22 protein-coding genes and 1 other RNA gene are annotated in these 23,406 nt (G+C 59.9%); 10 read left to right on the top strand and 13 right to left on the bottom strand.

Annotated elements, in window-relative coordinates:
• The first annotated feature begins 163 nt into the window (after positions 1–163).
• Together HCZ23_RS15515 and HCZ23_RS15510 are read left to right on the top strand one after the other, a co-directional pair.
• Positions 164–2,137: a DEAD/DEAH box helicase gene (locus tag HCZ23_RS15515; RefSeq protein WP_167602657.1), complete on the top strand. Its 1,974-nt coding sequence runs from the start codon at positions 164–166 to the stop codon at positions 2,135–2,137.
• 270 nt (positions 2,138–2,407) lie between these two features.
• Positions 2,408–3,460: a zinc-dependent alcohol dehydrogenase family protein gene (locus HCZ23_RS15510; RefSeq protein WP_167602656.1), complete on the top strand. Its 1,053-nt coding sequence runs from the start codon at positions 2,408–2,410 to the stop codon at positions 3,458–3,460.
• A gap of 156 nt (positions 3,461–3,616) precedes the next feature.
• Here the strand turns inward: HCZ23_RS15510 and rpsU are convergent, their stop codons facing one another.
• Positions 3,617–3,823 (bottom strand): 30S ribosomal protein S21, encoded by a 207-nt coding sequence (rpsU, locus tag HCZ23_RS15505; RefSeq protein WP_058263026.1) that lies wholly within the window; start codon positions 3,821–3,823, stop codon positions 3,617–3,619.
• Positions 3,824–3,935: 112 nt separating this feature from the next.
• On the opposite strand from rpsU, the gene HCZ23_RS15500 reads away from it, so the two are divergent.
• Both HCZ23_RS15500 and HCZ23_RS15495 read left to right on the top strand, forming a co-directional pair.
• Positions 3,936–4,655 (top strand): COQ9 family protein, encoded by a 720-nt coding sequence (locus HCZ23_RS15500; RefSeq protein WP_167602655.1) that lies wholly within the window; start codon positions 3,936–3,938, stop codon positions 4,653–4,655.
• A gap of 2 nt (positions 4,656–4,657) precedes the next feature.
• Positions 4,658–5,638 carry an NAD(P)H-quinone oxidoreductase gene (locus tag HCZ23_RS15495; RefSeq protein ID WP_167602799.1) on the top strand — a complete coding sequence of 327 codons (981 nt, stop codon included), beginning with the start codon at positions 4,658–4,660 and terminating at the stop codon, positions 5,636–5,638.
• 52 nt (positions 5,639–5,690) lie between these two features.
• On the opposite strand, the gene HCZ23_RS15490 is transcribed toward HCZ23_RS15495, so the two are convergent.
• On the bottom strand, positions 5,691–6,332 hold the full coding sequence (locus HCZ23_RS15490) for a ribonuclease T2 (RefSeq protein WP_167602654.1): 642 nt from the start codon (positions 6,330–6,332) through the stop codon (positions 5,691–5,693).
• Between the two features lie 142 nt (positions 6,333–6,474).
• Between HCZ23_RS15490 and HCZ23_RS15485 the strand changes: the two genes are divergently transcribed.
• Positions 6,475–7,212 carry a DUF1013 domain-containing protein gene (locus HCZ23_RS15485; RefSeq protein ID WP_167602653.1) on the top strand — a complete coding sequence of 246 codons (738 nt, stop codon included), beginning with the start codon at positions 6,475–6,477 and terminating at the stop codon, positions 7,210–7,212.
• Positions 7,213–7,280: 68 nt separating this feature from the next.
• Here the strand turns inward: HCZ23_RS15485 and recR are convergent, their stop codons facing one another.
• The 6 genes from recR to HCZ23_RS15455 all read right to left on the bottom strand — a co-directional run bounded on the left by recR (position 7,281) and on the right by HCZ23_RS15455 (position 12,343).
• Positions 7,281–7,874: a recombination mediator RecR gene (gene recR, locus HCZ23_RS15480; RefSeq protein WP_167602652.1), complete on the bottom strand. Its 594-nt coding sequence runs from the start codon at positions 7,872–7,874 to the stop codon at positions 7,281–7,283.
• Between the two features lie 3 nt (positions 7,875–7,877).
• Entirely contained in the window at positions 7,878–8,222 is a 345-nt protein-coding gene (locus HCZ23_RS15475) for a YbaB/EbfC family nucleoid-associated protein (RefSeq protein ID WP_167602651.1), read from the bottom strand.
• 30 nt (positions 8,223–8,252) lie between these two features.
• A complete protein-coding gene (locus HCZ23_RS15470) occupies positions 8,253–10,076 on the bottom strand; it encodes a DNA polymerase III subunit gamma/tau (RefSeq protein ID WP_303048546.1) in 1,824 nt (607 codons plus the stop codon).
• Between the two features lie 17 nt (positions 10,077–10,093).
• On the bottom strand, positions 10,094–11,137 hold the full coding sequence (gene rsgA / locus HCZ23_RS15465; RefSeq protein ID WP_167602649.1) for a ribosome small subunit-dependent GTPase A: 1,044 nt from the start codon (positions 11,135–11,137) through the stop codon (positions 10,094–10,096).
• Positions 11,138–11,294: 157 nt separating this feature from the next.
• An RNA gene (ffs, locus tag HCZ23_RS15460) (signal recognition particle sRNA small type) lies at positions 11,295–11,393 on the bottom strand.
• Between the two features lie 44 nt (positions 11,394–11,437).
• The gene (locus HCZ23_RS15455; RefSeq protein ID WP_167602648.1) at positions 11,438–12,343 is read right to left on the bottom strand and encodes a hydrogen peroxide-inducible genes activator; all 906 of its coding nucleotides are present in this window, start codon (positions 12,341–12,343) and stop codon (positions 11,438–11,440) included.
• A 132-nt stretch (positions 12,344–12,475) separates the two neighbouring features.
• Here HCZ23_RS15455 and HCZ23_RS15450 point away from each other — a divergent pair, with 132 nt between their 5' ends.
• Entirely contained in the window at positions 12,476–13,132 is a 657-nt protein-coding gene (locus tag HCZ23_RS15450; protein WP_167602647.1) for a peroxiredoxin, read from the top strand.
• 50 nt (positions 13,133–13,182) lie between these two features.
• On the opposite strand, the gene HCZ23_RS15445 is transcribed toward HCZ23_RS15450, so the two are convergent.
• The 4 genes from HCZ23_RS15445 to HCZ23_RS15430 all read right to left on the bottom strand — a co-directional run bounded on the left by HCZ23_RS15445 (position 13,183) and on the right by HCZ23_RS15430 (position 18,017).
• Complete coding sequence (locus tag HCZ23_RS15445; RefSeq protein WP_167602646.1) at positions 13,183–13,947, bottom strand: ABC transporter permease; 765 nt, start codon at positions 13,945–13,947, stop codon at positions 13,183–13,185.
• Positions 13,947–14,741, bottom strand: a complete 795-nt coding sequence (locus tag HCZ23_RS15440) for an ABC transporter ATP-binding protein (protein WP_167602645.1) — start codon at positions 14,739–14,741, stop codon at positions 13,947–13,949. The genes HCZ23_RS15445 and HCZ23_RS15440 overlap by 1 nt, the downstream gene beginning before the upstream one ends.
• Positions 14,742–14,821: 80 nt before the next feature.
• A complete protein-coding gene (locus tag HCZ23_RS15435; protein ID WP_167602644.1) occupies positions 14,822–15,829 on the bottom strand; it encodes an ABC transporter substrate-binding protein in 1,008 nt (335 codons plus the stop codon).
• Between the two features lie 211 nt (positions 15,830–16,040).
• Positions 16,041–18,017, bottom strand: coding sequence for a bifunctional 2',3'-cyclic-nucleotide 2'-phosphodiesterase/3'-nucleotidase (locus tag HCZ23_RS15430; protein WP_167602643.1), 1,977 nt, complete (start codon positions 18,015–18,017; stop codon positions 16,041–16,043).
• A gap of 264 nt (positions 18,018–18,281) precedes the next feature.
• Between HCZ23_RS15430 and nudC the strand changes: the two genes are divergently transcribed.
• Together nudC and HCZ23_RS15420 are read left to right on the top strand one after the other, a co-directional pair.
• The gene (nudC, locus tag HCZ23_RS15425; RefSeq protein WP_167602642.1) at positions 18,282–19,229 is read left to right on the top strand and encodes an NAD(+) diphosphatase; all 948 of its coding nucleotides are present in this window, start codon (positions 18,282–18,284) and stop codon (positions 19,227–19,229) included.
• Between the two features lie 39 nt (positions 19,230–19,268).
• The gene (locus HCZ23_RS15420) at positions 19,269–19,742 is read left to right on the top strand and encodes an SRPBCC family protein (protein ID WP_167602641.1); all 474 of its coding nucleotides are present in this window, start codon (positions 19,269–19,271) and stop codon (positions 19,740–19,742) included.
• Positions 19,743–19,833: 91 nt separating this feature from the next.
• Here HCZ23_RS15420 and HCZ23_RS15415 read toward each other — a convergent pair whose 3' ends face one another.
• Positions 19,834–20,664 (bottom strand): prephenate dehydratase, encoded by an 831-nt coding sequence (locus HCZ23_RS15415; protein WP_167602640.1) that lies wholly within the window; start codon positions 20,662–20,664, stop codon positions 19,834–19,836.
• A 122-nt stretch (positions 20,665–20,786) separates the two neighbouring features.
• On the opposite strand from HCZ23_RS15415, the gene HCZ23_RS15410 reads away from it, so the two are divergent.
• Positions 20,787–21,305 (top strand): cytochrome c family protein, encoded by a 519-nt coding sequence (locus HCZ23_RS15410; protein ID WP_167602639.1) that lies wholly within the window; start codon positions 20,787–20,789, stop codon positions 21,303–21,305.
• Positions 21,306–21,503: 198 nt separating this feature from the next.
• Positions 21,504–23,402, top strand: coding sequence for an extracellular solute-binding protein (locus tag HCZ23_RS15405; RefSeq protein ID WP_167602638.1), 1,899 nt, complete (start codon positions 21,504–21,506; stop codon positions 23,400–23,402).
• Positions 23,403–23,406: the final 4 nt, after the last annotated feature.

Below are 23,406 nucleotides of genomic sequence, written 5' to 3'. Positions count from 1 at the left end.
TGCGCGACAATTGGCCCACCTGATCTTTTCCGTGGTGAAAATACTCATATCGCGAGGCTTGCGGCCCCATCCCCCATGCGGCTTTCTGTAGACTCCCACGCCCAAACCCGTTAAACGGCGCTATCTTGCGCCTGTGTTTGGCGCCCATACGGATTTTCCCCTGATGCTGACGCCCCTTTCCGACGCGCTCGCCGAGCGCGGTTTTGACACACTTACCGACGTGCAAACCGCCGTCACCGCCCCCGAGCTTGCGGAGGCGGATCTTTTGGTGTCGGCCCAGACGGGGTCGGGCAAAACCGTGGGCTTCGGTCTCGCCATCGCGCCGACGCTTTTGGGCGACGCCGAACGGTTCGATCATGCCGGAAGCCCGCTGGCTCTGGCAATCGCACCGACACGCGAATTGGCGATGCAGGTGGCCCGCGAGCTGGAGTGGCTTTACGGCAAGACCGGGGTGCGCATCTCGACCTGTATCGGCGGCATGGATGCCCGCACCGAACGCCGCAGCCTTGAGCGCGGCGCGCATATCGTGGTCGGGACGCCGGGCCGTCTGCGCGATCACATCACGCGTGGTGCGTTGGACCTCTCGGACATTCGCGCCATCGTGCTCGATGAAGCCGACGAGATGCTGGACTTGGGCTTCCGCGAAGATCTCGAATTCATGCTGGGCGAAGCGCCCGAGGACCGTCGCACGCTGTTGTTCTCTGCCACCGTGTCGAAATCCATCGCCGAAATTGCCAAGACCTATCAACGCGATGCCGTGCGCGTGACCACGATCAGCGAGCGCGAACAGCACAGCGACATTTCCTATCAGGTGATCCAATGTGCGCCGCGCGACGCAGAGCACGCGATCATCAACCTGCTGCGCTATCACGACAGCCAGACCTCTATCGTGTTTGCCAACACCCGTGCCGCTGTGGCGCGTCTGACCGCACGCTTCGCCAACCGTGGCTTTGCCGTCGTGAGCCTCTCCGGTGAGCTGTCCCAGGACGAGCGCAGCCATGCGTTGCAGGCACTCCGCGACGGGCGGGCCCGCGTTTGTGTCGCCACCGACGTGGCCGCGCGCGGGATCGACCTGCCCAATCTGGAACTGGTGATTCACGCCGATTTGCCGACCAACACCGAAGGCCTGTTGCACCGCTCCGGTCGGACGGGCCGTGCCGGTCGCAAAGGTATTTCCGCCCTGATCGCGCCGGACAATGTGGCGAAAAAAGCCGCGCGCCTGTTGAAATGGGCAAAGATCGACGCGGAATGGAAATATGCGCCGACCGCCGAGGAAATCCTCGCGCTCGATGAAAGCCGCTTGATGGACGATCCGGCCTGGGCGGCGGAGCTGACGGAAGGTGAGCTGCAATTCGCCGAAAAACTCCACGACCGTTTCTCCCCGGAACAGATCGCGGTCGCTTGTCTGCGTCTCTATCGTGCGGGTCTGTCCGCGCCTGAGGAGTTGAACGTCCACACCGCGAAACGCCCGCAAGACCCGCGCGCCGAGTTCGGCCCGTCGGCCTGGGTGTCGCTGTCTGTCGGGCGTAACCAGCGCGCCGAGCCGCGCTGGCTTTTGCCGCTTTTGTGTCGGGCGGGCAATCTGGAGAAAGCCCAGATCGGCAAAATCCGCATGGAGAACGATGAGACCTTTGTGGAGCTGAAAGAGTCGGCTCTGACGGGCTTCATGGACCACCTCGGTCCCGATGCGTCGCTCGAAGACGAGATCACCGTGACTGCTCTGCCCGGCGCACCGGCCTTTGCACCGCGTCAAAGCCCTGCGGGGCGTCCCGGTAAAGGTGGGCCGAAGAAGCGCTTTGACAAACCGCGTGGGAATGTCTCTTCGCAGGAGTATCTCGAGGGGCAGGAGCGTCCGCAGCGGTCGTTCGACAAAAAGCCCGCCGCCAAGACGCCCTATGAGAAAAAGCCGCGCAGGGAACGCGACGATGCGGTCCATGCGCCCGCGAAGCCTGCGCGCAAACCGCGTGTGGGCGGGGGCTCTGGAAGTGGCGCAGCTCCGGCTGGGGCGGGTAAGCCCAAGGCCAAGTTCGAGAAGCCGAAATTCGATCGCTCCAAACCGGCAGGCAAGAAACCGCATCGCAAAGGCGGCAAGCCGCCCGCACGCGGGGGCGATGCCACGCCGCGCCGTAAAGGCTGATCTGACAAAAGGCGGCGCCTGACGACGTCTCGATCTCTTAGAATACTACCGCACGACCTGTCTCGGAACTGAGACAGGTCGTGCCTGTTTGCATGTGCCGCGACGTGGTCCTGCGCAGAAAAAGGATCACCATCTGCATCGCATAAACCGTCTTCCCTCCATGGGAATGGTGCAAATTTTCGCCGCAGATTTTGGTGTAACCTGTGCTGTCGAATTTCTGGCCAATCCTGAGAGGAGGGGGCGGATGCGACGCAAGAAAGGATATGCAAAATGAAAGCAGCAGTTCTGACCGCCTTCAATGAACCTCTTGAAATCAAAGACGTTCCTGAGCCTGAGCTGACCGATGATGGGGCCATCGTGGAGGTGAAAGCCTGTGGTATTTGCCGCAGCGACTGGCATGGCTGGAAAGGCGAGTGGACCGGATTTCTCGCGCCTTTGCCGATGATCGGCGGGCATGAGATGAGCGGCATCGTGAAAGCGGTGGGCAAGAACGTGCACAAGGTCAAGGTGGGTGACCGGGTGGTCGTGCCCTTTACCTGTGGCGATGGCACCTGTCATCATTGTCTCGAAGGCCATTCCAACGTTTGTGACAATCAGACCATGCCGGGGTTCACCTACAATGGCGGCTTCGCGGAATATGCCCACGTGCCGGTCGCCGATTTCAACCTTATTCCGCTGCCGGAAGAGGTCGGCTTTGAACAGGCCGCTGGTATGGGGTGTCGTTTCATGACCGCCTATCACGGTGTGCTCAGCGTCGGTCAGGTCAAGCCCGGCGAATGGGTCGCGGTCTATGGCGCGGGTGGTGTCGGTCTGTCGGCGATTCAGATCGCGACGGCTGCGGGCGCCAATGTCATCGCGGTGGACATCGCGCAGGACAAGCTCGACTTCGCCACGCGGATGGGCGCGGTGCATGCGGTCAACAGCAAGGACACCGATCCGGTCGAGGCGATCAAGGAGATCACCCACGGCGGCGCACATGTCAGCATCGATGCGCTGGGCATCAATGCGACGCTTCAAAGCTCGCTCAAAAGCGTCCAGCGCAAGGGCCGCGCGGTGCAGATCGGTATGACTCCGATGGGCAAAGAGGGCGAAATTCCGATCACGGTGAACAGCATCATCGCGGATGAAGTCTCCTTCCTCGGCTCTTTCGGTATGCCGCGCAGCGAATTCCCCTATCTCTTGAGCCAGGTGGCGACGAAAAAACTGCAGCCAGGTGATCTTGTGACCGCGACGACCAACCTGTCGGGGATCATTGATGTCTATAACGATATGTCGAATTTCAATGTGAACGGGGTGACGGTGATCACCGATTTCACAAGCTGATCTGAGGCGTAGGTTTTGACGGAGCGGGCGCGGTGTCTCGCGCCCGTTTTCGTGTCGCATATCCTGTCGGCAAAAGAAAACCTCCCGACAGAGGTCTGTCGGGAGGTCTATCTGTTCAATGTCCCAAAAGGACCGTTCGAAACGTCGAACTCGCTCTTAGAGCATGCCTTCGCGCTGAGCTTTTTTACGAGCCAGCTTGCGGGCACGGCGGACGGCCTCGGCCTTCTCGCGCGCTTTCTTCACGGACGGCTTCTCGAAATGTTGCTTGAGCTTCATTTCACGGAAAACGCCTTCGCGTTGAAGTTTTTTCTTCAGAGCCCGGAGGGCCTGATCGACGTTGTTGTCACGAACGCTAACCTGCATGTGGTGTCACCACCTTCCTAAGTTAGATTTGCAAAAATTGCAGGAAGTGGCCGTATAGCAAAGTCATCCTAGCTTGTCTACTATGCCCGAGACCGTGAAGGAGGACAAAGACATGCCAACCACCGCTTATCCCGATCCGACCCGTGAAAAACTGCTCGATGCGGCGCTGATTCACGTGGTTTTCGATGGTTGGGGGCCGGAGACCTTTACATCTGCCGTGACTGATTCGGGGGTGTCCGAGGCACTGGCCAAGGTCGCGGCCCCGCGTGGATCGGTCGATTTGGCGGCGGCTTATCACAAACGGGGCGACCGTGAGATGGTGGCGGCGCTCGAAGCGGCGGATCTCTCAGAAATGCGGTTTCGCGACCGGATTGCGCACGCGGTGTGGATCAGGCTGCAATCGGTGGATCGCGAAGTGGTGCGACGCGGCATGTCGCTTTTCTCCCTGCCGATCTACGCGGCTGAAGGGACAAAGCTGGTGTGGGAAACGGCGGATGCGATCTGGACTGCTTTGGGTGACAGTTCGAATGATGTGAATTGGTACACGAAACGCGCGACACTGTCGGGTGTCTTCGCCTCGACCGTGCTGTTTTGGCTGGGCGATGACAGCGAAGGCTTTGTCGACACCAAAGCCTTTCTCGACCGGCGCATCGATGATGTGATGCAGATCGAGAAAGCCAAAGCCACAGTGCGGGGCAATAAGGCGCTGTCTGCGATGTTCGCGCTGCCCAATGCGGTTTTGTCGATGGTCAAAGCGCCTGCGGGTGTGGGTCGCGACGATGTGCCGGGTACACAAAGCGGCACGCAAACTGCCGGAGGGGCGTCTGAATGAGCCTGCCAGAGATGATGCGCGCGATCGAAATTTCCGAAGCAGGCGGGCCGGAGGTTCTCAAACCCTGCACCCGTCCTGTGCCGACACCCAAAGCCGACGAGATCGTGATCAAATTGGCCTATGCTGGCGTGAACCGGCCTGACGCGCTGCAACGTGCCGGGCTTTATAACCCGCCGCCCGGTGCATCGGACCTTCCGGGTCTCGAAGGCGCGGGGGAGGTTGTCGCTCTGGGGGCAGCAGTTAGCGACTGGCGAATTGGTGATCACGTTTGCGCGCTTTTGCCCGGCGGCGGCTACGCCGAATATGTCGCGACCCCTGCGGCGCATGCTTTGCCGGTGCCCAAAGGCATGTCTTTGAAAGAGGCCGCCTGCCTGCCGGAGACGTTTTTTACGGTCTGGTCGAATGTCTTCATGCGGGGCGGCTTGCAGGCCGGAGAGCGGTTTCTGGTCCACGGTGGTTCGTCCGGCATCGGCACGACCGCGATCCAATTGGCGCGGGCCTTTGGCGCGCGGGTGTTTGCCACTGCCGGCTCCGATGAGAAATGCAAAGCCTGTGCAGGGCTGGGTGCCGAGCGCGCGATCAACTACCGTGAGGAGGATTTCGTCGACGTCGTGAAATCCGAAGGCGGCATGAATCTTATCTTAGATATGGTCGGCGACAGCTATATCCCCTGCAATATCAAAGCGTTGGCGATGGAAGGCCGCTTGGTCAATATCGCCTTCCTGCAAGGCTCCAAGGCCGAAGTGAACTTCGCGCAGGTGATGATGAAACGCCTGACGCTCACCGGCTCGACGCTGCGCCCGCAATCGGATGAGGCCAAGGCTAAAATCGCAGCGGCTCTCTTGACCAAAGTCTGGCCGCTCATTGAAGCGGGGCAGGTCGGCCCGGTGATGGACAGCACCTATGCCTTGGATGACGCTGCGAAAGCGCATGCGCATATGGAAAGCGGCGCGCATATCGGCAAGATCGTTCTCGAAATTTGAGTATTTAAAGCTGCAATGAAGGCAAAGGCTGTTTTCATTGCAGCCGAAATACTCAGTCTATGGCCTCAAAAAGCGCATCGTCCAGCGTGCAGTCCCGGATGACATCTGTGCCGCATTTTCGTGGCTCCAGATCGCGGGTCAGGCAGATGCGGACTTCTTGGATGCGCGAGGCCTTGCAGGTGACGGTGATTTCGTTGCGTTCAACTCCGGGGTTGTCCATGAGAAAGGCGTCCTCGACAACGGAAGCCGGGAGTTTGACGTCGTTCTTGAGGGTGCGAAACACCTCGGGTCGGGTGATGCGGGTGTAGGCTTCGCGGGACAGTGCGAGAAAATCTTGCGCGGACAGGCCGGAGCAGCGGCCGTGTTTTTTCCATTGATACCAGGCCGCCCCTGAGGTGCCCATGATGTCGGCCATGGCGGCGGTTTCGCGTTTTGACGGATCATGGGCGGTGGTGTTGCAATAAGACGGCCAGCCGCGCTCGTATTGCGGCCAGAGACCGTGCAGCACCCAGCCGAAGTCTTGATCGCATTGCGGCGAATTGCGCGCCTCGCCCTCGAGCGCACACCAGGTGGGGGACCAGGACAGCGACAGCACATAATAGTCGAAATCCCCCGCAGGCTCGCCGTCGGCGAAACCGGGCGCGGCAGTCAAAAGTCCAAACCCCACAAGGGCACTCACGATGCGGTGACGCATTTTCTCTTTCCTCTTTTCTCGATCCGCACTATACAGCCGCCAAGTTCCCCGACAACGAGAACCGTCCCCAGCCGGGGAAAGCCCTTTGAGGCGACGGGAAAGGTGTATTCGGGGAGAGCCGCATTTTTAAGGAGTGTGACCCATGGCAAAACCGATTATGGCAAAGGCCACCGCTGTTTGGCTGGTCGACAATACCACGCTGAGCTTCAAACAGATCGCCGATTTCTGTGGTCTGCATGAGCTGGAAGTTCAGGGCATCGCCGACGGGGACGTCGCGGGCGGCGTGCGTGGGTTCGATCCGGTGTCGAACAATCAATTGACTGCCGAAGAGATCAAAACGGCGGAAGAAAACCCGATGCACCGTTTGAAACTCAAGTTCAACGCGGCCGCTCAGGGCGAAGAGAAACGTCGTGGCCCGCGCTACACGCCGCTGTCGAAACGTCAGGACCGTCCGAATTCGATCCTCTGGCTGGTGAAATTCCACCCGGAATTGTCTGACGGCCAGATTGCGAAACTCGTGGGCACAACGAAGCCGACGATCCAGTCGATCCGCGAACGCACCCACTGGAACATCGCCAACATGCAGCCGATCGACCCGGTGGCTCTGGGTCTGTGCAAACAGACAGAGCTGGATGCCGCCGTTCAGAAAGCTGCGAAAAACATCGCCGCCAATATGACGGATGACGAACGTCGCAAGCTTCTGTCCACCGAGGATTCGCTGACGGCGGATGCCGATGAGCCGAAAATGCCGACCGCGATTTCCGGGTTGGAGACCTTCTCCCTGTCGCAAGACGACGAGGATGAGCGCGACGAGAGCGTGCCGGATGCCGACAGCTTCTTCAACCTGCCGGATTCGGATGACGAGGACGACGACGCCTAAAAGGCGCCTCCTTTGGAAAAACCAAACCCGGAGCCTCGGCTTCGGGTTTTTTGTTATCAGATAAGGTTTTAGAGGCGTTTGCGGGCCGTGAGCGCGGCGGTGATCGTGCCGTCGTCGAGATAATCAAGCTCGCCCCCGACAGGTACACCTTGGGCCAGAGAACTGACTTCGCAGCGCCCTGATAATTCGTCGGAAATGTAATGCGCCGTCGTCTGGCCATCGACGGTGGCGCCAAGCGCAAGGATCACCTCGCGCACCTGTTCATCGGCCACGCGCTGAACCAGCAGGGGAATGCGCAGCTCCTCCGGCCCGATGGCATCGAGCGCCGAGAGCGTCCCGCCCAGCACATGGTAGCGGCCTTTGAACACGCCCGCGCGTTCCATCGCCCAAAGATCGGAGACATCCTCAACAATACACAATTCGCCATTGGCGCGGCGCTCGTCCACGCAGATGTCACAGAGATCGCCGGTGCCGATATTGCCGCAGCGCAGGCATTCGCGCGCGCTGTCCGCGACCTGTTGCATGGACTGCGCCAGAGGTTGCATCAACCGCCCGCGTTTCTGGATCAGGTGCAAAACGGCACGCCGCGCCGACCGGGGTCCAAGCCCCGGCAAGCGCGCCATGAGATCGATCAGATCTTCGATGTCCTGCCGTCCGCTCACCTTTTAGAACGGCATCTTGAAATCGGCCGGAAGGCCAAGGCCCTCGGTCAGGGATTTCATCTCGGTTTCGGATTTCTCGGCGGCTTTCGCCTGGGCATCCTTGATCGCGGCGAGGATCAGGTCCTCGACCACCTCTTTCTCATCGGGATGGAAAATCGACGGATCAATGTCCAGCGCCGTGAGCTTGCCCTTGGCGGTCGCCGTGGCTTTCACCAGACCCGCGCCGCTTTCGCCCACCACGGTCATGGTGTCGAGCTTTTCCTGAAGCTCAGCCATATCCTTTTGCATTTGCTGGGCTTTTTTCATCATCCCGGCCATATCGCCGAGGCCACCGAGGCCTTTCAACATCACGTTTCTCCTAAATCATGCGGGCCGCGTTCACTCTTCGAACGGGTCCCATTCATCTTCGACTTCCTGAAGCGCCTCAGTGGCGGCCTCAGAGGCAATTTTTTCCGGGGTGCGAATATCGGAGATTTTCGCATCGGGGAAAAGTTCGAACACTTTCGCAATCACGGGATGCTGTTTCGCCTCCGCCTCAAGCGCGCGCTGATCGGCTTCGTCAATCTCGCGAATGGTTTGTGTGCCTTCGGGCGCTTTGGCGATGGTCACCGCCCAGCGGTGCCCGGTAAAGGCCAAAAGGCGGCTTTGCAGGCGCTGGGCCAGATCCGCAGGAGCCTCGCCCGCCGGTTCGAATTCGATGAAACCTGGACGGAAATTGGCGATCCGCATATGCGTTTCCATGTCGATCTTGAGCTTCATGTCGCGATGCTCGCCGACGAGATCGACGACGGCCTGAAAGCTCACGAAGCGTGACAGCGCCAGATCGGGGGCTTGTGCGGGGGCAGTCGCCGCCCCGGAGCTCATGGTTGCGCCATGGACGGGACCGCGTGGGGCCATGGATGTGCTTTGCGCATGTGTCGTCGTGCCCCCACCTGCAGGGGCACCACCACCCGCCGGACCGGAGGGCGGTCTGGGCGGCGGGTTTTGTTCATTGAGTTTGCGCACCAGATCTTCCGGCATCGGCAGGTCGGCAACATGGGTCAGCCGGATGATCGCCATTTCAGAGGCCATCATCGCGTTGGGGGCGGCGGAGACCTCTTCGATCGCTTTCAACAGCATTTGCCACATGCGCGACATCACCCGCATCGGCAGTTTTTCGGCCATTTCAAGCCCACGCGCGCGCTCGTCGGGGCCAATGGTGGGGTCTTCGGCGGCGGAGGGCGTGATCTTGATCACCGACACCCAATGGGTGATTTCCGCCAGATCGCGCAGTACGGCCAGAGGGTCGGCGCCATCGGCATATTGCCCGCCCAATTCCTCAAGCGCGCCTGCGGCATCGCCCGCCATGATCATGTCGAAGAGATCGAGCACACGGCCGCGATCTGCGAGGCCCAGCATAGCGCGAACCTGATCGACGGTGGTTTCGCCAGCGCCATGAGAGATGGCTTGATCCAAGAGAGACAGCGCATCGCGCACCGAGCCTTCGGCGGCGCGGGTGATCAGGGCAAGCGCGTCCTGCGCCACCTCCGAGCCTTCCTTTTCGGCAATCCCGGCGAGGTGGTTCATCATCACCTCCGGCTCGATCCGGCGCAGATCGAACCGCTGACAGCGAGACAGCACCGTCACCGGCACTTTGCGAATCTCGGTCGTGGCAAAGATGAATTTGACGTGGGCGGGCGGCTCTTCGAGGGTCTTCAGGAGCGCGTTGAACGCACTCGTGGAGAGCATGTGCACCTCGTCAATGATGTAGATTTTATAGCGCGCCGAGGCCGCGCGGTAGTGCACCGAATCGATGATCTCACGAATGTCGCCGACACCCGTGCGCGAGGCGGCGTCCATCTCCATCACATCGACATGACGCCCTTCGGAAATGGCCACGCAATGTTCGCAGGTGCCACAGGGGTCTGTTGTCGGCATGCCGGTGCCATCGGGGCCAATGCAGTTCATGCCCTTGGCGATGATCCGCGCCGTCGTGGTTTTGCCGGTGCCACGAATGCCGGTCATGATGAACGCCTGCGCGATCCGGTCAGCGGCAAAGGCGTTTTTGAGCGTCCGCACCATGGCGTCCTGACCGATCAGATCGACAAAGGTTTCCGGGCGATATTTGCGCGCCAGTACCTTGTAGCCGGTGGTGGTGTCGGTCATGCGAGGGCCCTTTTCTGTGTTCCGCTCTAAGGTAAGGGCGGGGACCTCTCCCCGCAACCTCAATTCAGAGCGGCTCACTCGCCGCGTCGGGCCTTTTTCGCCTTCATGGTGGTTTTCACCATTTTGGAGAATTTCCGCCCCCGCTCGCGGGCTTCCGCGATGGTCTCGGAGTTCCGCGTATCCTCGTCCACCAACTTGCGCCAGCGCTCGACACGGTCCGGATCGAGATCTCCGGCCTCCACCGCGCGGCGCACGGCACAGCCTGGCTCGGTCTGGTGTTGGCAGTCGGAGAATTTGCACGCGGTGGCAAGATCGGTGATGTCCTCGAACAGCGTCGCGATGCCTTCAGACGCGTCATGCAGCGCCAGTTCCCGCATCCCCGGCGTGTCGATCAGCCAACCGCCCGCGTGCATCCGGTGCATCGAGCGCGCCGTCGTTGTGTGCCGCCCTTTGGCATCGTCCTCGCGAATGTCGCCGACCTCGATGTCTTCGCCTGTGAGGCCGCGCGCGATGGTGGATTTGCCCACACCAGACGAGCCGACCAGAGCAATCGTCTGCCCCGTGCCGCAATAGGTTTCAAGCCGGGCGATGTCGGCGGGCGATTTGGCGTTGATCAAGAGGACTTCGGCGCCCTCGTAGAGGGCCTTGGCACGGTCCTCATAGACCTCGACGGGCATGTCTTCGGGCTTGTCGGATTTGGTGATGACGATCACCGGCGTGGCCTCTGCCTCAATCGCGATGGCGAGGTAGCGTTCCAGCCGCGCTTCGTTGAAATCGAGGTTGCAGGAGGTGGTGATGAACAGTGTGTCGATATTGGCGGCGATCAATTGGGCTTGGGCCGCGACGCCTGCAGCTTTGCGGGAGATCACCGTTTTTCGGTCGAGCACGCGGATGAGCCGTTCGCCATCGGTGAGGGCGAAATCGCCGACGGCCATGTCGGTCGCCACGTGATCGCCAGTGAGCGCGATTTCCCGACGCTCCAACTCGGGCGTCAACGCCACGACGGAGCGGCGGCGCACCTCAGTGAGGCGCACGGGGGTGAGGGATTCGACTTCGGTGAGATCGAGCTGGCCGTTGAAAAACTGGGACCAGCCGAGAGTTTGGAGATTAGATGTCATTGGTCTGCCTTGCAAAACGCGAAAGGGCTTCCGCGCCGAACGAGCGGCGGAAGGGAACGGTTTCGGGCAGTCCGATGATGGGAATAGGCCTTAAGCGGCTGCCCGAGGGGCGGTCACGACAATCATCAATTTCCTCCTCGGCATGCAGTTAAGGTTCAGGTGAGAGGCTGGACAACGACCCAAGCGGGGCTCGTTACGGCTGCTTCCTTCCGGACCTGACCGGGTTGGCGAGGCGCTCGCCCGCGCCAACCTCTCACCGCGTTACATAGTCGTCATGCTCTGGATTCGCAAGAGGGCGGTTCAGGAGGACAGGCGGGTGCGCTCTTCGCGCAAAAGCTCCGCCAGACGGTGAAAGTCCGCGCTTCGCGCCGAGCTTTTGCGCCAGGCCAGAACCACTTCTCGCGGTTTGGTGCCGAAAAGCGGTGTCAGGTGGATGTCGGTGTTGCGTGTCACGCCTGCGTCAATCGCCAGCTGCGGCAACAGCGTGATGCCGAGGCCTTCCTCCACCATGGCGACCAGAGTCGGCAGCGAAGTGGCGGCAAAGGTTTCATCCTGTTTCGCGTGGCTCTCCGGGAAGGCCGACAGCGCGTGACGTTGCAGACAGTGCCCGCGCTCCAAAAGCAAAAGCGTCTCATCATCCAAATCTGGCCCACCGATCGGGCGGTCGGACATCAGCCGATGGCCTGGCGCTGTGGCAAGTTGGTAATCGTCTTCGAACAGGCTTTCCATCTCCAGATCGCCGGTCTCGAACGGCAGTGCGATCAGGATCACATCCAGCCGCCCGGCGCGCAGCCCCGAGATCAGGTTCTCGGTCAGCTCTTCGCGCATATAAAGCCGCAGATCGGGGTAGTCCTGACGCAGGCGCGGCAAGAGGCGGGGAAAGAGAAACGGTCCTACTGTGGGAATGGTGCCGAGTTTCAAGGTGCCGCGCAACGTGCCGGATTGGCTTTGTGCCAGCTCCACCATGTCCTGCGCCTCGGCCAGCATCACGCGAGCGCGCGCCGCGATCTCTTCGCCCAGCGGAGTCATCAAAACGCTGCGCTTGGTGCGCTCGGCGATGGTCGCGCCGAGGATGTCTTCGAGCTCTTTGAGGCCGCTCGAGAGGGTTGATTGCGTGACAAAGCAACGCTCGGCGGCACGACCGAAATGTAGCTCATCGGCTAGGGCGGTGAGGAAGCGAAGCTGGCGCAGGGTGGGCAGAATCATTGATCGAATTTCTCAATTACTTTGATCTTTTTTATTCGTTTCAACAATGAATTCGCAAGGTCTATCTCTGTGTCATCGAAAGGGCGGCGACGCCTTGGAACGAAAAACACCAATAAAACAAAGGACAAAGACATGACCGATCACATCGAAACCATCACCGGCCCGCAACTGAACAAACCTGCCCCGGCGTTTGAGGCGCTGACCACCGATGGGGTGAAAACCCTCGACGACTACAAAGGCAAATGGCTGATCCTCTTCTCCCACCCGGCGGATTTCACGCCCGTGTGCACCACGGAATTCATCGGCTTTGCGAACAAACAGGATGAGTTCAATGCCATGGGGGTCGAGCTCTTGGGTCTGTCCATCGACAGCCATTATTCCCACATCGCCTGGATGCTCAACATCAAGGAAAACTGGGGCGTCGAGATCAAATTCCCGATCATCGCCGATCTGTCGATGAAGGTTGCGCATGCTTATGGCATGATCCAGCCGGGGGCCTCGGACACGGCGGCGGTGCGGGCGACGTTCATCATCGACCCGAATGGCATCCTGCGCGCCATGGTCTATTACCCGATGAACGCGGGCCGCTCCGTGGATGAGATCCATCGCCTCGTGGTGGCGCTGCAAGCTGCCGATGAGAACAAATGCGCGATGCCGGAAAACTGGAAGCCGGGGGATGCGGTGATTGTGCCGACCCCGCCGACTGCCGCTGCCGCGCAGGCGAAACTGGCCGAGGCGCCGGAAGGGCAGAAGGTCGTGGATTGGTACTTCGCGACACGTCAGCTCTGAACGTTTCACGCAGAATGAGAAGGGGCGCCAGATCGGCGCCCCTTTTGATCTTATCCCTGTGGGCGTTCCGCCCAACCGGCAAAGATTTTTTCCAGCGCCACGACGATGTAGTAGAGCAGGATGCCAAGGAAGGCCAAAGCGATCAGCACCGCGAACATCAGCGGATAATCCGCGTTGATCTTGCCGCTGTCGAACAGGTGGCCGAGGCCTTTGCCGTGCGGCTCGACGATCTCCATCAGGTTGGTGCCGATGAAGGCGAGCGTCACCGCGACCTTCAGCGCACCGAAGAATTCCGGCAGGGTTTTCGGCAGGGCAATCTTCCAGAAAATCGTCCATTTCGACGCGCCGAGAGAGCGCAGGATGTCGCGATATTCCGGCTCCAAAGTCGACAGGCCGATGGAGACCGCGACCGAGATCGGGAAGAACGAGATCATGAAGGCAATCAGCACGGTGTTCAGATCGTGCTGGCCAATCAGGATGAGGGCGATCACGGGGACAACGGTGGCTTTCGGAATGGCGTTAAAGCCCACCAAAAGCGGATAAAGCGCGTCACGCATGGTGCGCGAAAAGCCCATGATCATGCCGATCAAGGTGCCGAAGACGACGGCAACCAAAAGCCCGACGACGGTGCGCCAGAGGGTTTGCCAGCCGTAAATCAGGAAGAGATTCCAATACTTTGTATAGGCCGGGATTAGGTCGGAGGGGGAGGCCATTTTATAGTTCGGCCATTGGTTCACCCAGACGATGAACTCCCAAAAGGCGAGGAAGATGAGGATGGCGAGGGTCGGTGTGGCGATCTTGCGGAAGGTTTTCATTAGGCTGCCTCCTCGTCTTTTGCACGCCCTTGCGCGATCTCGATCTGGTGGCGCAGACGGTGCAAAATCTCGGTCGCTTCGGGGGTGTAGATCACCTCAAGATCAGTGCGCCCGTCGAGTTTGACGTTCTCCACATGCTGCGTCGTCGCCGGCCGGCCTGAGAGCACGATGACCTCATCGGCGAGATAAACGCTTTCGCGCAGATCGTGGGTGATCAGCACGCCGGTGAAGGGCTCCTCTGCACGCAGCGCATGCATGGTTTGCCAGAGGTCTTCGCGGGTAAACGCATCAAGCGCGCCGAAGGGTTCGTCCATGATCAACACGTCGGGCTTGTGGACGATAGCGCGACACAAAGAGGCCCGCTGACGCATGCCCCCCGAAAGTTCGGAGGGGCGTTTGTCCTCGAACCCCTCAAGGCCGACAAGCGCCAAAAGCTCGCGCCCACGTTCCTCTTTCTGTTTCTTCGTCATCTTGTTCGGCACAATCTCCAGCGGCAGCAACACGTTCTGAAGGATCGTCCGCCATTCCAGCATCACAGGATTCTGAAACGCCATGCCGACGGTCGAGCGCGGGCTGGTGACGCGCTCACCATGCAGCCAAACTTCGCCCTGATCCGGCTTCATCAGCCCGGCGATGAGCCTCGTCAGCGTGGATTTGCCACAGCCCGACGGGCCGACCACGGCGCAGAAATCGCCTTCGGGGACGGAAATGTTGAGGTCGTCGAGAACGGGCAGGGGGCCGTTGTCGGTCTTGTAGGCGTGGGTCACGCCTTTGATATCTATGAGATTTGCCATTCTGTCCGCTCTTTTTGCCCGCATGAAAACGGGCGCGAGCCTTTTTGAGGTCCCGCGCCCGCCAAAGTCTTCGCGGTCGATTACTTCAGCATGCGCGCGTCAGCGGCGGGCAGGTACTCTTCGGTGAAGTAGAGGCTCGCGTCGGGGTCCGCATTGAACTCGTAGACCATTTTGAGCTGCTCCAAAGAGCCCTCAAAACGTTCCGCGTCGATGCCGCCCATGCCATGCTCGGCGACGTAGTCGGTGTAGACATTGCCTTCGAGCGCCAATTCGAGGCGGCGTGTTTCCAGGTCCAGATCAGAGGCCGGGTTGTACTTGATCATATATTCGACCGAGGCCTTCGGATCGGCCATCGCGTCTTTCCAACCCATTGTCACGGCAGAGACAAATCCTTTGACTGCGTCCGGGTTCTCGGCGGCGAAATCGGTGTTCACGATCAACACGTTGCCGTAAAGGTTCACCCCGTAATCCGACATCATGATCGTCGAAATGTCATCTTCCGGCACGCCGAGGCGCACGAGGTTCAGGAAGGACGAGAAGTTGAAGCCGGTGACGGCGTCCACTTTGCCCTCGGCGAGCATCGGCTCACGGGTCGGGAAACCGACCGGCTCGACGGTGATCTTGTCCATGTCGAGATCATTCTCGGCAGCAAAGATCGGGAATTGCGCCCAGGCGCCATCCGGCGGCGGCGCACCGAGGATTTTGCCTTCGAGGTCTTTCGGGGTTTCGATGCCCAGCGATTTACGGCCCACCACGGCAAATGCGGGCGCGTCATAGATCATCATCATGCCGATGACCGGCGCGCCGGGGTTTTGGTCGAGGAATTTCACGAGGCTGTTGATGTCCGCCATGCCGACCGGAAACGCGCCGGTGGCGACTTTCGGAATGGCGTCGAGCGAGCCCTGACCTGCGGAGATTTCAACGCTCAGATCGACGTCGGAAAAATAGCCTTTTTCCAGCGCGGTGAAATAGGGGGCAGCGGGGCCCTCGAATTTCCAGTCGAGCGCGAAAGGCATCGCGGTCTCGGCGGTGGCGGCACTTGCACTCAGCGCGAAGGCGGCCATGGTGGTGATGGATTTATAGAACATTCATTTCCCCTGAAAAATCCTCTGTGTCGTTCCGGCTCAGAATGGCGTGCCATTCGGGCGCCTGCGAGATTGAGGTTCACAATCATGTATACAACCTTAACGCCTGCGTAAAAAAGTGGCGGAAAAATTTTATTTGCCCATTTGGTAAACAACAAAGCGGCCACAAGATGCGGCCGCTTTCTCGAAATGCGCGCAATTGGACCAGATCGGCTCAGAGCGTGATGCGGAATTGGGCGAATCCGTCGGCGCCTTCGCCCGCGTCCTCAATGGCCAGGCCTTTGAGATCGGAGAGATGCGTGCGGGCCGCAGGGCCGGTTTCGAACAACACGGTGGTGTCGCCGAGAGGGGCCAGAGACCAGTTGTTGTCGGCGGTCGGATTGACGGTGCCTTGTTCGACGATATAGCGCACGATGATGTCGCGGTTGGTGTCGGGACCTTCGAAAATCACCGTGGACCCATCGGCACCGGGGAAGGTGCCGCCGCCGCCTGCGCGGTAGTTGTTGGTGGCGACGATGAACTCCATGTCGTCGGTCACGGGCGCGCCGTTGAAGGTCAGGTTCACGATCCGCGAGGCGTCGGGGTTCAGCGGCTCACCACTTGAGGTGAAGCGCGACGGTTGCGAGATGTCGATCTGATAGTCCACCCCGTCGATCACGTCGAAATTGTAGGAGGCAAAGTCGGGGTTCAGCAGAACCGCATCTGTCGCGCCCCTCTCGACCTGATTGAACATGCCGGCGGAGCGCTCAAGCCAGCCTTTGAGTTGGACGCCATTGATGCGCACAGCCCGAATGGTGTTCGGGTAAAGGTAGAGATCGGCGACGTTTTTGATCGCCACATCGCCCGGCGCGACATCGGTGTAATATTCCGGGCCTCCACGACCACCGGCCTTGAAGGGCGCGGCGGCGGAGAGGATCGGCAGGCCTTCGTGTTCCGTGCCTTGCATCATCTCGCTGATGTACCAAAGCTGGGCGTTGGAGACGATCTGCACCGACGGATCATCGGCGACGAGGGCGAAGTAAGAGTGCAGAGGCGCGTTGGTTTTGCCGACAGCGCGACGCACATAGGCCAGCGTTTGGTCGTGGATGTCCGCGACGGAGGCCAGCACAGGCTCGACGCTTTCCACCAGCGGCGTGATCGAACGGTCCTCTTCGCGGCGCGAAATCGGACGGGTCTCGACTTCGCTGGTCACCACACGCCATGCGCCGCCCTCATATTCCAAAAGCAAATCCATGACACCGAGGTGCGATCCCCAATAGCCGCCCATCACGGCAGGCTTGCCATGGATCAGGCCCTTTTGGCTGTCGACGGCGGCGTAGCCGTCATAGGTTGGCGAGGGGAAGACGAGGTGCGAGTGGCCGGTCAAAAGCGCATCGACACCGTCGATTTCTGCGAGCGGCACGGAGGCGTTTTCCATGCCTTCGGTGTGCTCGGCGGAGCCAATGCCGGAGTGGTTCAGCGCGATGATGAGATCGGCGCCTTTTTCTTTCATCTCGGGCACATAAGCGCGGGCGGTCTCGACAATATCGCGGGCATTCACATTGCCTTCGAGGTTCTTGCGATCCCACATCATGATCTGCGGCGGCACGAAGCCGATGAGACCGATCTTGATCTGATGCGTCTCGCCCGCGCCGTCGGTGATCTCGCGATCGAGGATCACATAGGGCGGCAAAAGCGTGACGTCGTCGCGGGGCGTGGCACCCATTTCCTTGACGACGTTGGCGGAAATCACCGGGTAATTCGCGCCCGCCAGCGCCTTCATCAAAAAGTCGATGCCGTAGTTGAATTCGTGGTTGCCCAAGGTCGAGGCGTCAAACCCCAGCGTGTTCATCGCGGTGATGACGGGGTGCATATTGCCCTCTTTCATGCCGCGTTCATAGGCGATGAAGTCGCCCATCGGGTTGCCTTGCAGGAAATCGCCATTGTCCAGAAGCATCGCATTGGTCGCCTCGACACGGATGTTATTGATATGCGCGGCGGTGCGGGCGAGGCCGACCGTATCTACAGGCTTGTCGGCGTAATAGTCATAGGGAAACACGTGGACGTGCAGGTCCGTGGTTTCCATGATCCGCAAATGCGCCTGATTGGCGCTGGCGCGGGCCGAAAAGGGATGAAGAGCAATCAAAGCAGTTCCTGCGATTGTGCCGGACAGAAAGCCTCGGCGATTTATGTGTTTTTTCAGATGGTTCATCTGACTACTCCATGTCTTGAAACGGTGCCTGACTACAGGGTGATGCGACCATCAGCCGGTCACAAGACAAAGATGTGACACTCTCGAATTTACCAATACAATCATGTCAGGCAATCCATTTTGGGTTGCCATTTGAGCTAAGGACGCAACTTTAAGTTGTATTATTAACTTTTGTCGCAAAATAGCAACAGAAAATCTGTGTCGCGATTGCCGAGACGTCAGGGTGTCTTGGTCCAGATAGGCAACCGGGCGTAAGCCAATCACATGAAACAGGATTTGGTGCCGCTCGCGGGCGGAGAATTGAACAGGGCCGCGCATTTGCGGGCCAAGGCCGACGTGATGCGGGGTCAGGTGGATGCGCTTGTGATGCCGATCTGGCGCGGGCATGTGCCGACGGATGCGGAGGGCGCCTTGGCGCTGCGCGGCGCGGATGCATTCGTGTCGGCTGAGGCGCAGGAGCTTTTTCTTGGCCTTTTGCCCAGCGGTCAGCCGGTTTTTGCTCGTGATGTCAGTGCCTTCGAGCCCTTGGCCACCGAAGCGGATGCTGTACAGCCCTCGCCATGGTCGAGCGCAAGCGTGGTGTTCAAGGAGCTGGACGGGCTGACATTCCAAGACCTGCGCGCGGTGATGACGACGCTGACGCCGCTTGAGGCGGAGATGGCGGGCACGGCACGGGGGCTGTTCGAATGGCATCGCAGCCACGGATTTTGTGCCGCTTGCGGGACCAAAACGGAGATGTCGCAAGGGGGCTGGCAAAGAGAATGCTCCGCTTGCGGGACCTCGCATTTCCCGCGCACCGATCCGGTGGTGATCATGCTGGTGACACGTGGCAATTCTGTCCTTTTGGGCCGCAACGCCAACTGGCCGGAGCGGATGTATTCGCTTTTGGCCGGGTTTGTCGAACCGGGCGAACCCATCGAAGCGGCGGTGCGGCGCGAGGTCTTTGAAGAGGCCGGGGTGCGTGTCGGCAAGGTTTCTTACGTCACCAGCCAGCCCTGGCCCTTCCCGGCGTCCCTGATGTTGGGCTGTCGCGCGCAGGCAGAGAGCACGGAGATTATCGTCGACCCGGTCGAAATCGAGGATGCGCGCTGGGTGCGGCGCGAAGAGCTTGCCCAAGCGATGGCCGGGCAACACCCGGAGATTGCCCCCGCAAGAAAAGGCGCCATCGCGCAGGTTCTGATGGCCAAGTGGCTTGCGGATGATTGGGAATAACGGAATAACCTATCTGCGGAAGGTAACAGGTGAGCAGGCATGAAATTCTCGACGCGTCAGGACATTGAAGCCCCGGCAGAGTTCGTTTTCGAACATTTCACGGATTTCGAAGGGCTCGAACGTCAGGCCATGCGCCGTGGGATTGAGGTGGCGCGCAAGTCGCCGCACCAGCCGCGCGATGTCGGGGCGGGCTGGACGCTTAAAGTGCCGTTTCGCGGCAAGATTCGCGATCTAGATGCCGAGATCGTCGAATGCGACGCGCCGAATGCGCTGACCGCAACGGCAGTCTCCGGCGGGTTGAACATGGAGGTCAAGACCGAGCTTGTGCCCCTGTCGCCGCAGCGCACACGGGTGACGATCGGCTATGAGGTGCGGCCCAAGACGCTTTCCGCACGCATCCTGGTGCAATCGGTGAAATTTGCGAAAGCGACCCTGCAGAAACGCTTTGAGAAACGGGTCCAGAAATACTGCGAACACCTGTCGGATCAGTATCAGGGCGCGCCGAAGCGCTGAAACGCAGTAATATCAATTCGGTTTGGCAACGTTTTTCGCTCAATCTGGTTCAGATGAAACGAAAAACGCTTTAACCCTGTTTACAGGCGTCTCAGGTCCGGCGCGGGTCGGCTGGGTAGACGCCCAGAATTTCCACCATTTCCGTGAAGTAGCGCAGCTCATCCAGCGCCAGACGGACGTTGTCGTCCTCCGGGTGGCCTTCGATGTCGGCGTAGAACTGCGTCGCGGTGAAGACGCCGTCCACCATGTAGCTTTCCAGTTTCGTCATGTTGACGCCATTGGTCGCAAACCCACCCATCGCTTTGTAGAGCGCGGCGGGAATGTTGCGGACGCGGAACATGAAAGCGGTGACCATCTTGTCGGCTCGGCGTTCGTAATTCGGCTCGCGCGCCATGATCAGGAAGCGCGTGGTGTTGAGTTTGTGGTCCTCGATGTGACGCGCGAGGACGTCGAGGCCGAAAATCTCACCCGCAAGCTCGGATGCAAAGGCTCCGATCTCTGGATTGCCTTCTTCTTTCACGGAGCGCGCGGCGGCGGCGTTGTCGGACCAGTTGACGGTCGTGATGCCATGGTCGCGGATAAAGCCACGGGCCTGGCCCAAAAGGACGGACATGGCGCGGGCGGTCTTGATGTCGGACACCTTCGTGCCGGGTAGACCCAAGAGGTTCACATGCACGCGCACGAAAGTTTCGTCGATGATGTGCAGACCGGAATCGGGCAACAGATGATAGACGTCCTGCACCCGGCCATAGGTCGAATTTTCGACCGCGATCATGCCCAGATCTGCGGCACCGGAGCGCACGGCCTCCATCGCATCCTCAAAGGTCGGGCAGGGCAGCGGCTCGAAATCGGGACGGGCATCGGCGCAGGCCTGATGCGAATAGGACCCGGGTTCCCCCTGAAATGCGATGCGAGCGGCCATATTTATCCCTTTTCCTGCGTTTGATCTGCGCTAACTTGTCCGGGTTTCGGTCTTATACCTTGAAATGAAGCATTGGAAGCGGGTAGATATCGCGCGACGAACCTATATGAACGGAACGCAATATGTTCAACACTATGACCCTTACCAAGATCGTGGGCGGCGTATGCGGCACATTCCTGATCTTCCTTCTCGGCAACTGGGCCGCCACTTCCATCTATGCCATGGACGCCACAGGACATGACGGCGAACAGCTTCAGTCCTATGTCGTTGCCACCGGCGATGACGATGCCGCAGAAGAAGAAGTGGTCGAAGTGAGCTTTGACGAGCTTCTGGCCTCTGCCGATCCGGCCAAGGGCGAGAAAGTCTTTGGCAAATGCAAAGCCTGTCACAAGGTGGACGGCTCGAACGGCACGGGGCCGCACCTCGATGGCGTGTTCGGGCGTGAGCTGGCGTCCGTTGGCGACTTTGCTTACTCCGATGCGATGGCGACCCATGGCGGCGTTTGGGATGCTGAGGCTCTGAACGCCTATCTGGAAAGCCCGAAAGACGCCGTGCCGGGCAACAAGATGTCCTTTGCAGGTCTGAAAAAGGTCGAAGACCGCGCCAACATCGTGGCCTATCTTCAGTCGATCTCCGGCTAAACGGCGCGATCCGCGCATCGCGTGCAGATTTTGAGACCCCCGCTGGCCGCACCAGCGGGGGTTTTGTTTTGCGCAGGACCGGGTCAGGCACCCCGATCACGCAAATTCGAGCGCATGTAACTTGCATCCCGGTGGTCCGGCACATTACCGTCTGTTGCAAGACCCCTGACGTCCTCAACGCCTCCCGGAGACCCGAATATGATCCAACGCCCCTTCGCCCGCGTCTTTCCTCTCATGGCAACGCTTGGCCTTTTGTCCGGGGCGGCCTTGGCCCAGGAGGCTCAGAACGTCGCGGACAGCGAGGGGGCGGACAAGATCATCACCTCGACCTGGTATTCCGACTGGGACGAGGCGAAATACGCCGAGCCCTTCGATCATCTCGATTACGTCAACCCGGAGGCCCCGAAAGGCGGCGAGATCATCCTTGGCACCGTGGGCACATTCGACAGTCTGAACCCTTTCTCCACGCTCTCGGGCACGCCCGCCTCTCTGTCGTCTTCGATGTATGAGCGCCTGATGAGCGGGACCGCGGATGAGTATAAATCCGCCAGCTATTGTGTGCTTTGCGAGACCATCGAATATCCGGAGAGCAAGGATTGGGTGATTTTCCACCTGCGTGACGATGTGACTTTTTCCGACGGCACGCCGATGACCGCCGAGGATGTGGTCTACACCCACAACAAATTCATCGCCGAGGGCACGCCGTCCTGGCGTTCGGGTGTTTCCGCGATGATCGAAAAGGTCGAAGCGCTCGATGATCACACCGTCAAATTCACATTCCAACCGGACATTCCGCGCAGCGGGTTGATCGGTCAGGCGGGCGCGACGCTGGTGATGAAAAAAGCCTGGTTCGAGGACACCGGTCACCGCCTCGATGAGAAACGCTACGAGACCTCGCCCGGGACCGGTCCCTATATGCTGACCTCTTACGATCCGGGGCAGTGGGTCGAATACACCCGTAACCCCGACTATTGGGGCGCGGATCACCCGTTCAACGTGGGGCGCAACAATCTCGATACCATTCGCGTGACCTATTTCGGCGACACGATTGCAGCGTTCGAGGCCTTCAAAGCCGGTGACATCACCTTCCGTCAGGAATTTTCCTCGCTGGTCTGGGCGACGAGTTACGATTTTCCGGCGCTTGAGAATGGCTGGGTGAAAAAGGAAACACTGCATAACGGGAGCATTCCCGGTGCGAGCGGGTTCCTGTTCAACTTGCGGCGCGAGAAATTGCAGGACCGCAATGTGCGGCTTGCGCTGGGGCTGATGTACAACTTCACCTGGACCAACGAGACGCTGCAATACGGGTTGTTTACCCAGCGTGAAAGTTTCTGGCAGACGCCGGAGCTCATGGCGACCGGCCTGCCGGAGGGCAAGGAGCTTGCCGTGCTCGAGGAGGTCAAGGACGACCTGCCCGAGGCGATCTTCACCGAGGACGCGCTTTTGCCGCACAGCTCCGGCGAACGCTCGCTGGACCGTCGCAACATGCGTCAGGCCACGGCTCTTTTGGCAGAGGCGGGCTATACCCCCGGCGATGATGGCAAGATGCGCAACGCAGATGGGGAGCTCCTCTCTGTCGAACTGCTACACTACAGCCCGTCCTGGGATCGGATCATCAAGCCCTATGTCGAGAACCTGATCGCGCTGGGCGTGGACGCGCGCTATAACCGGATCGACCCGAACCAGTATCAGGCTCGTCGCCAGAGTTTTGATTTTGACATGATCTTCGATGGTTATTCGAACGGGTTCGAGGAAGGCTCCGGTTTCTTGCAGAAATACGGCTGCGACGAAGTGGACGATATTTTCAATCCGGCCGGCTATTGCAGCCCGGCGATCGACAAAATCGGCAAGGAGCTTTTGAACGCGGACACCTATGACGACATGGCGGCGATGGTTAAGGCGGCGGATCGGATCATGCGCTATGACTATTTCATCGTGCCAGCCCATATGAACGACAGCTATTGGGTCGCCTATTACGACATGTATGAGCACCCCGATGAGGACACGATGCCGCCGCTCGATCTGGGCTATCTGGATTTCTGGTGGGTCAATGCCGACCGCGAAGCGGAATTGCGTGCGGCAGGCGCGTTGAAGTAAAGAC

Origin of the sequence: Celeribacter sp. HF31, from assembly GCF_011806455.1 — a bacterium.
Classification (GTDB): Bacteria; Pseudomonadota; Alphaproteobacteria; order Rhodobacterales; family Rhodobacteraceae; genus Celeribacter.
This window is presented reverse-complemented; position numbering and strand designations above follow the sequence as displayed.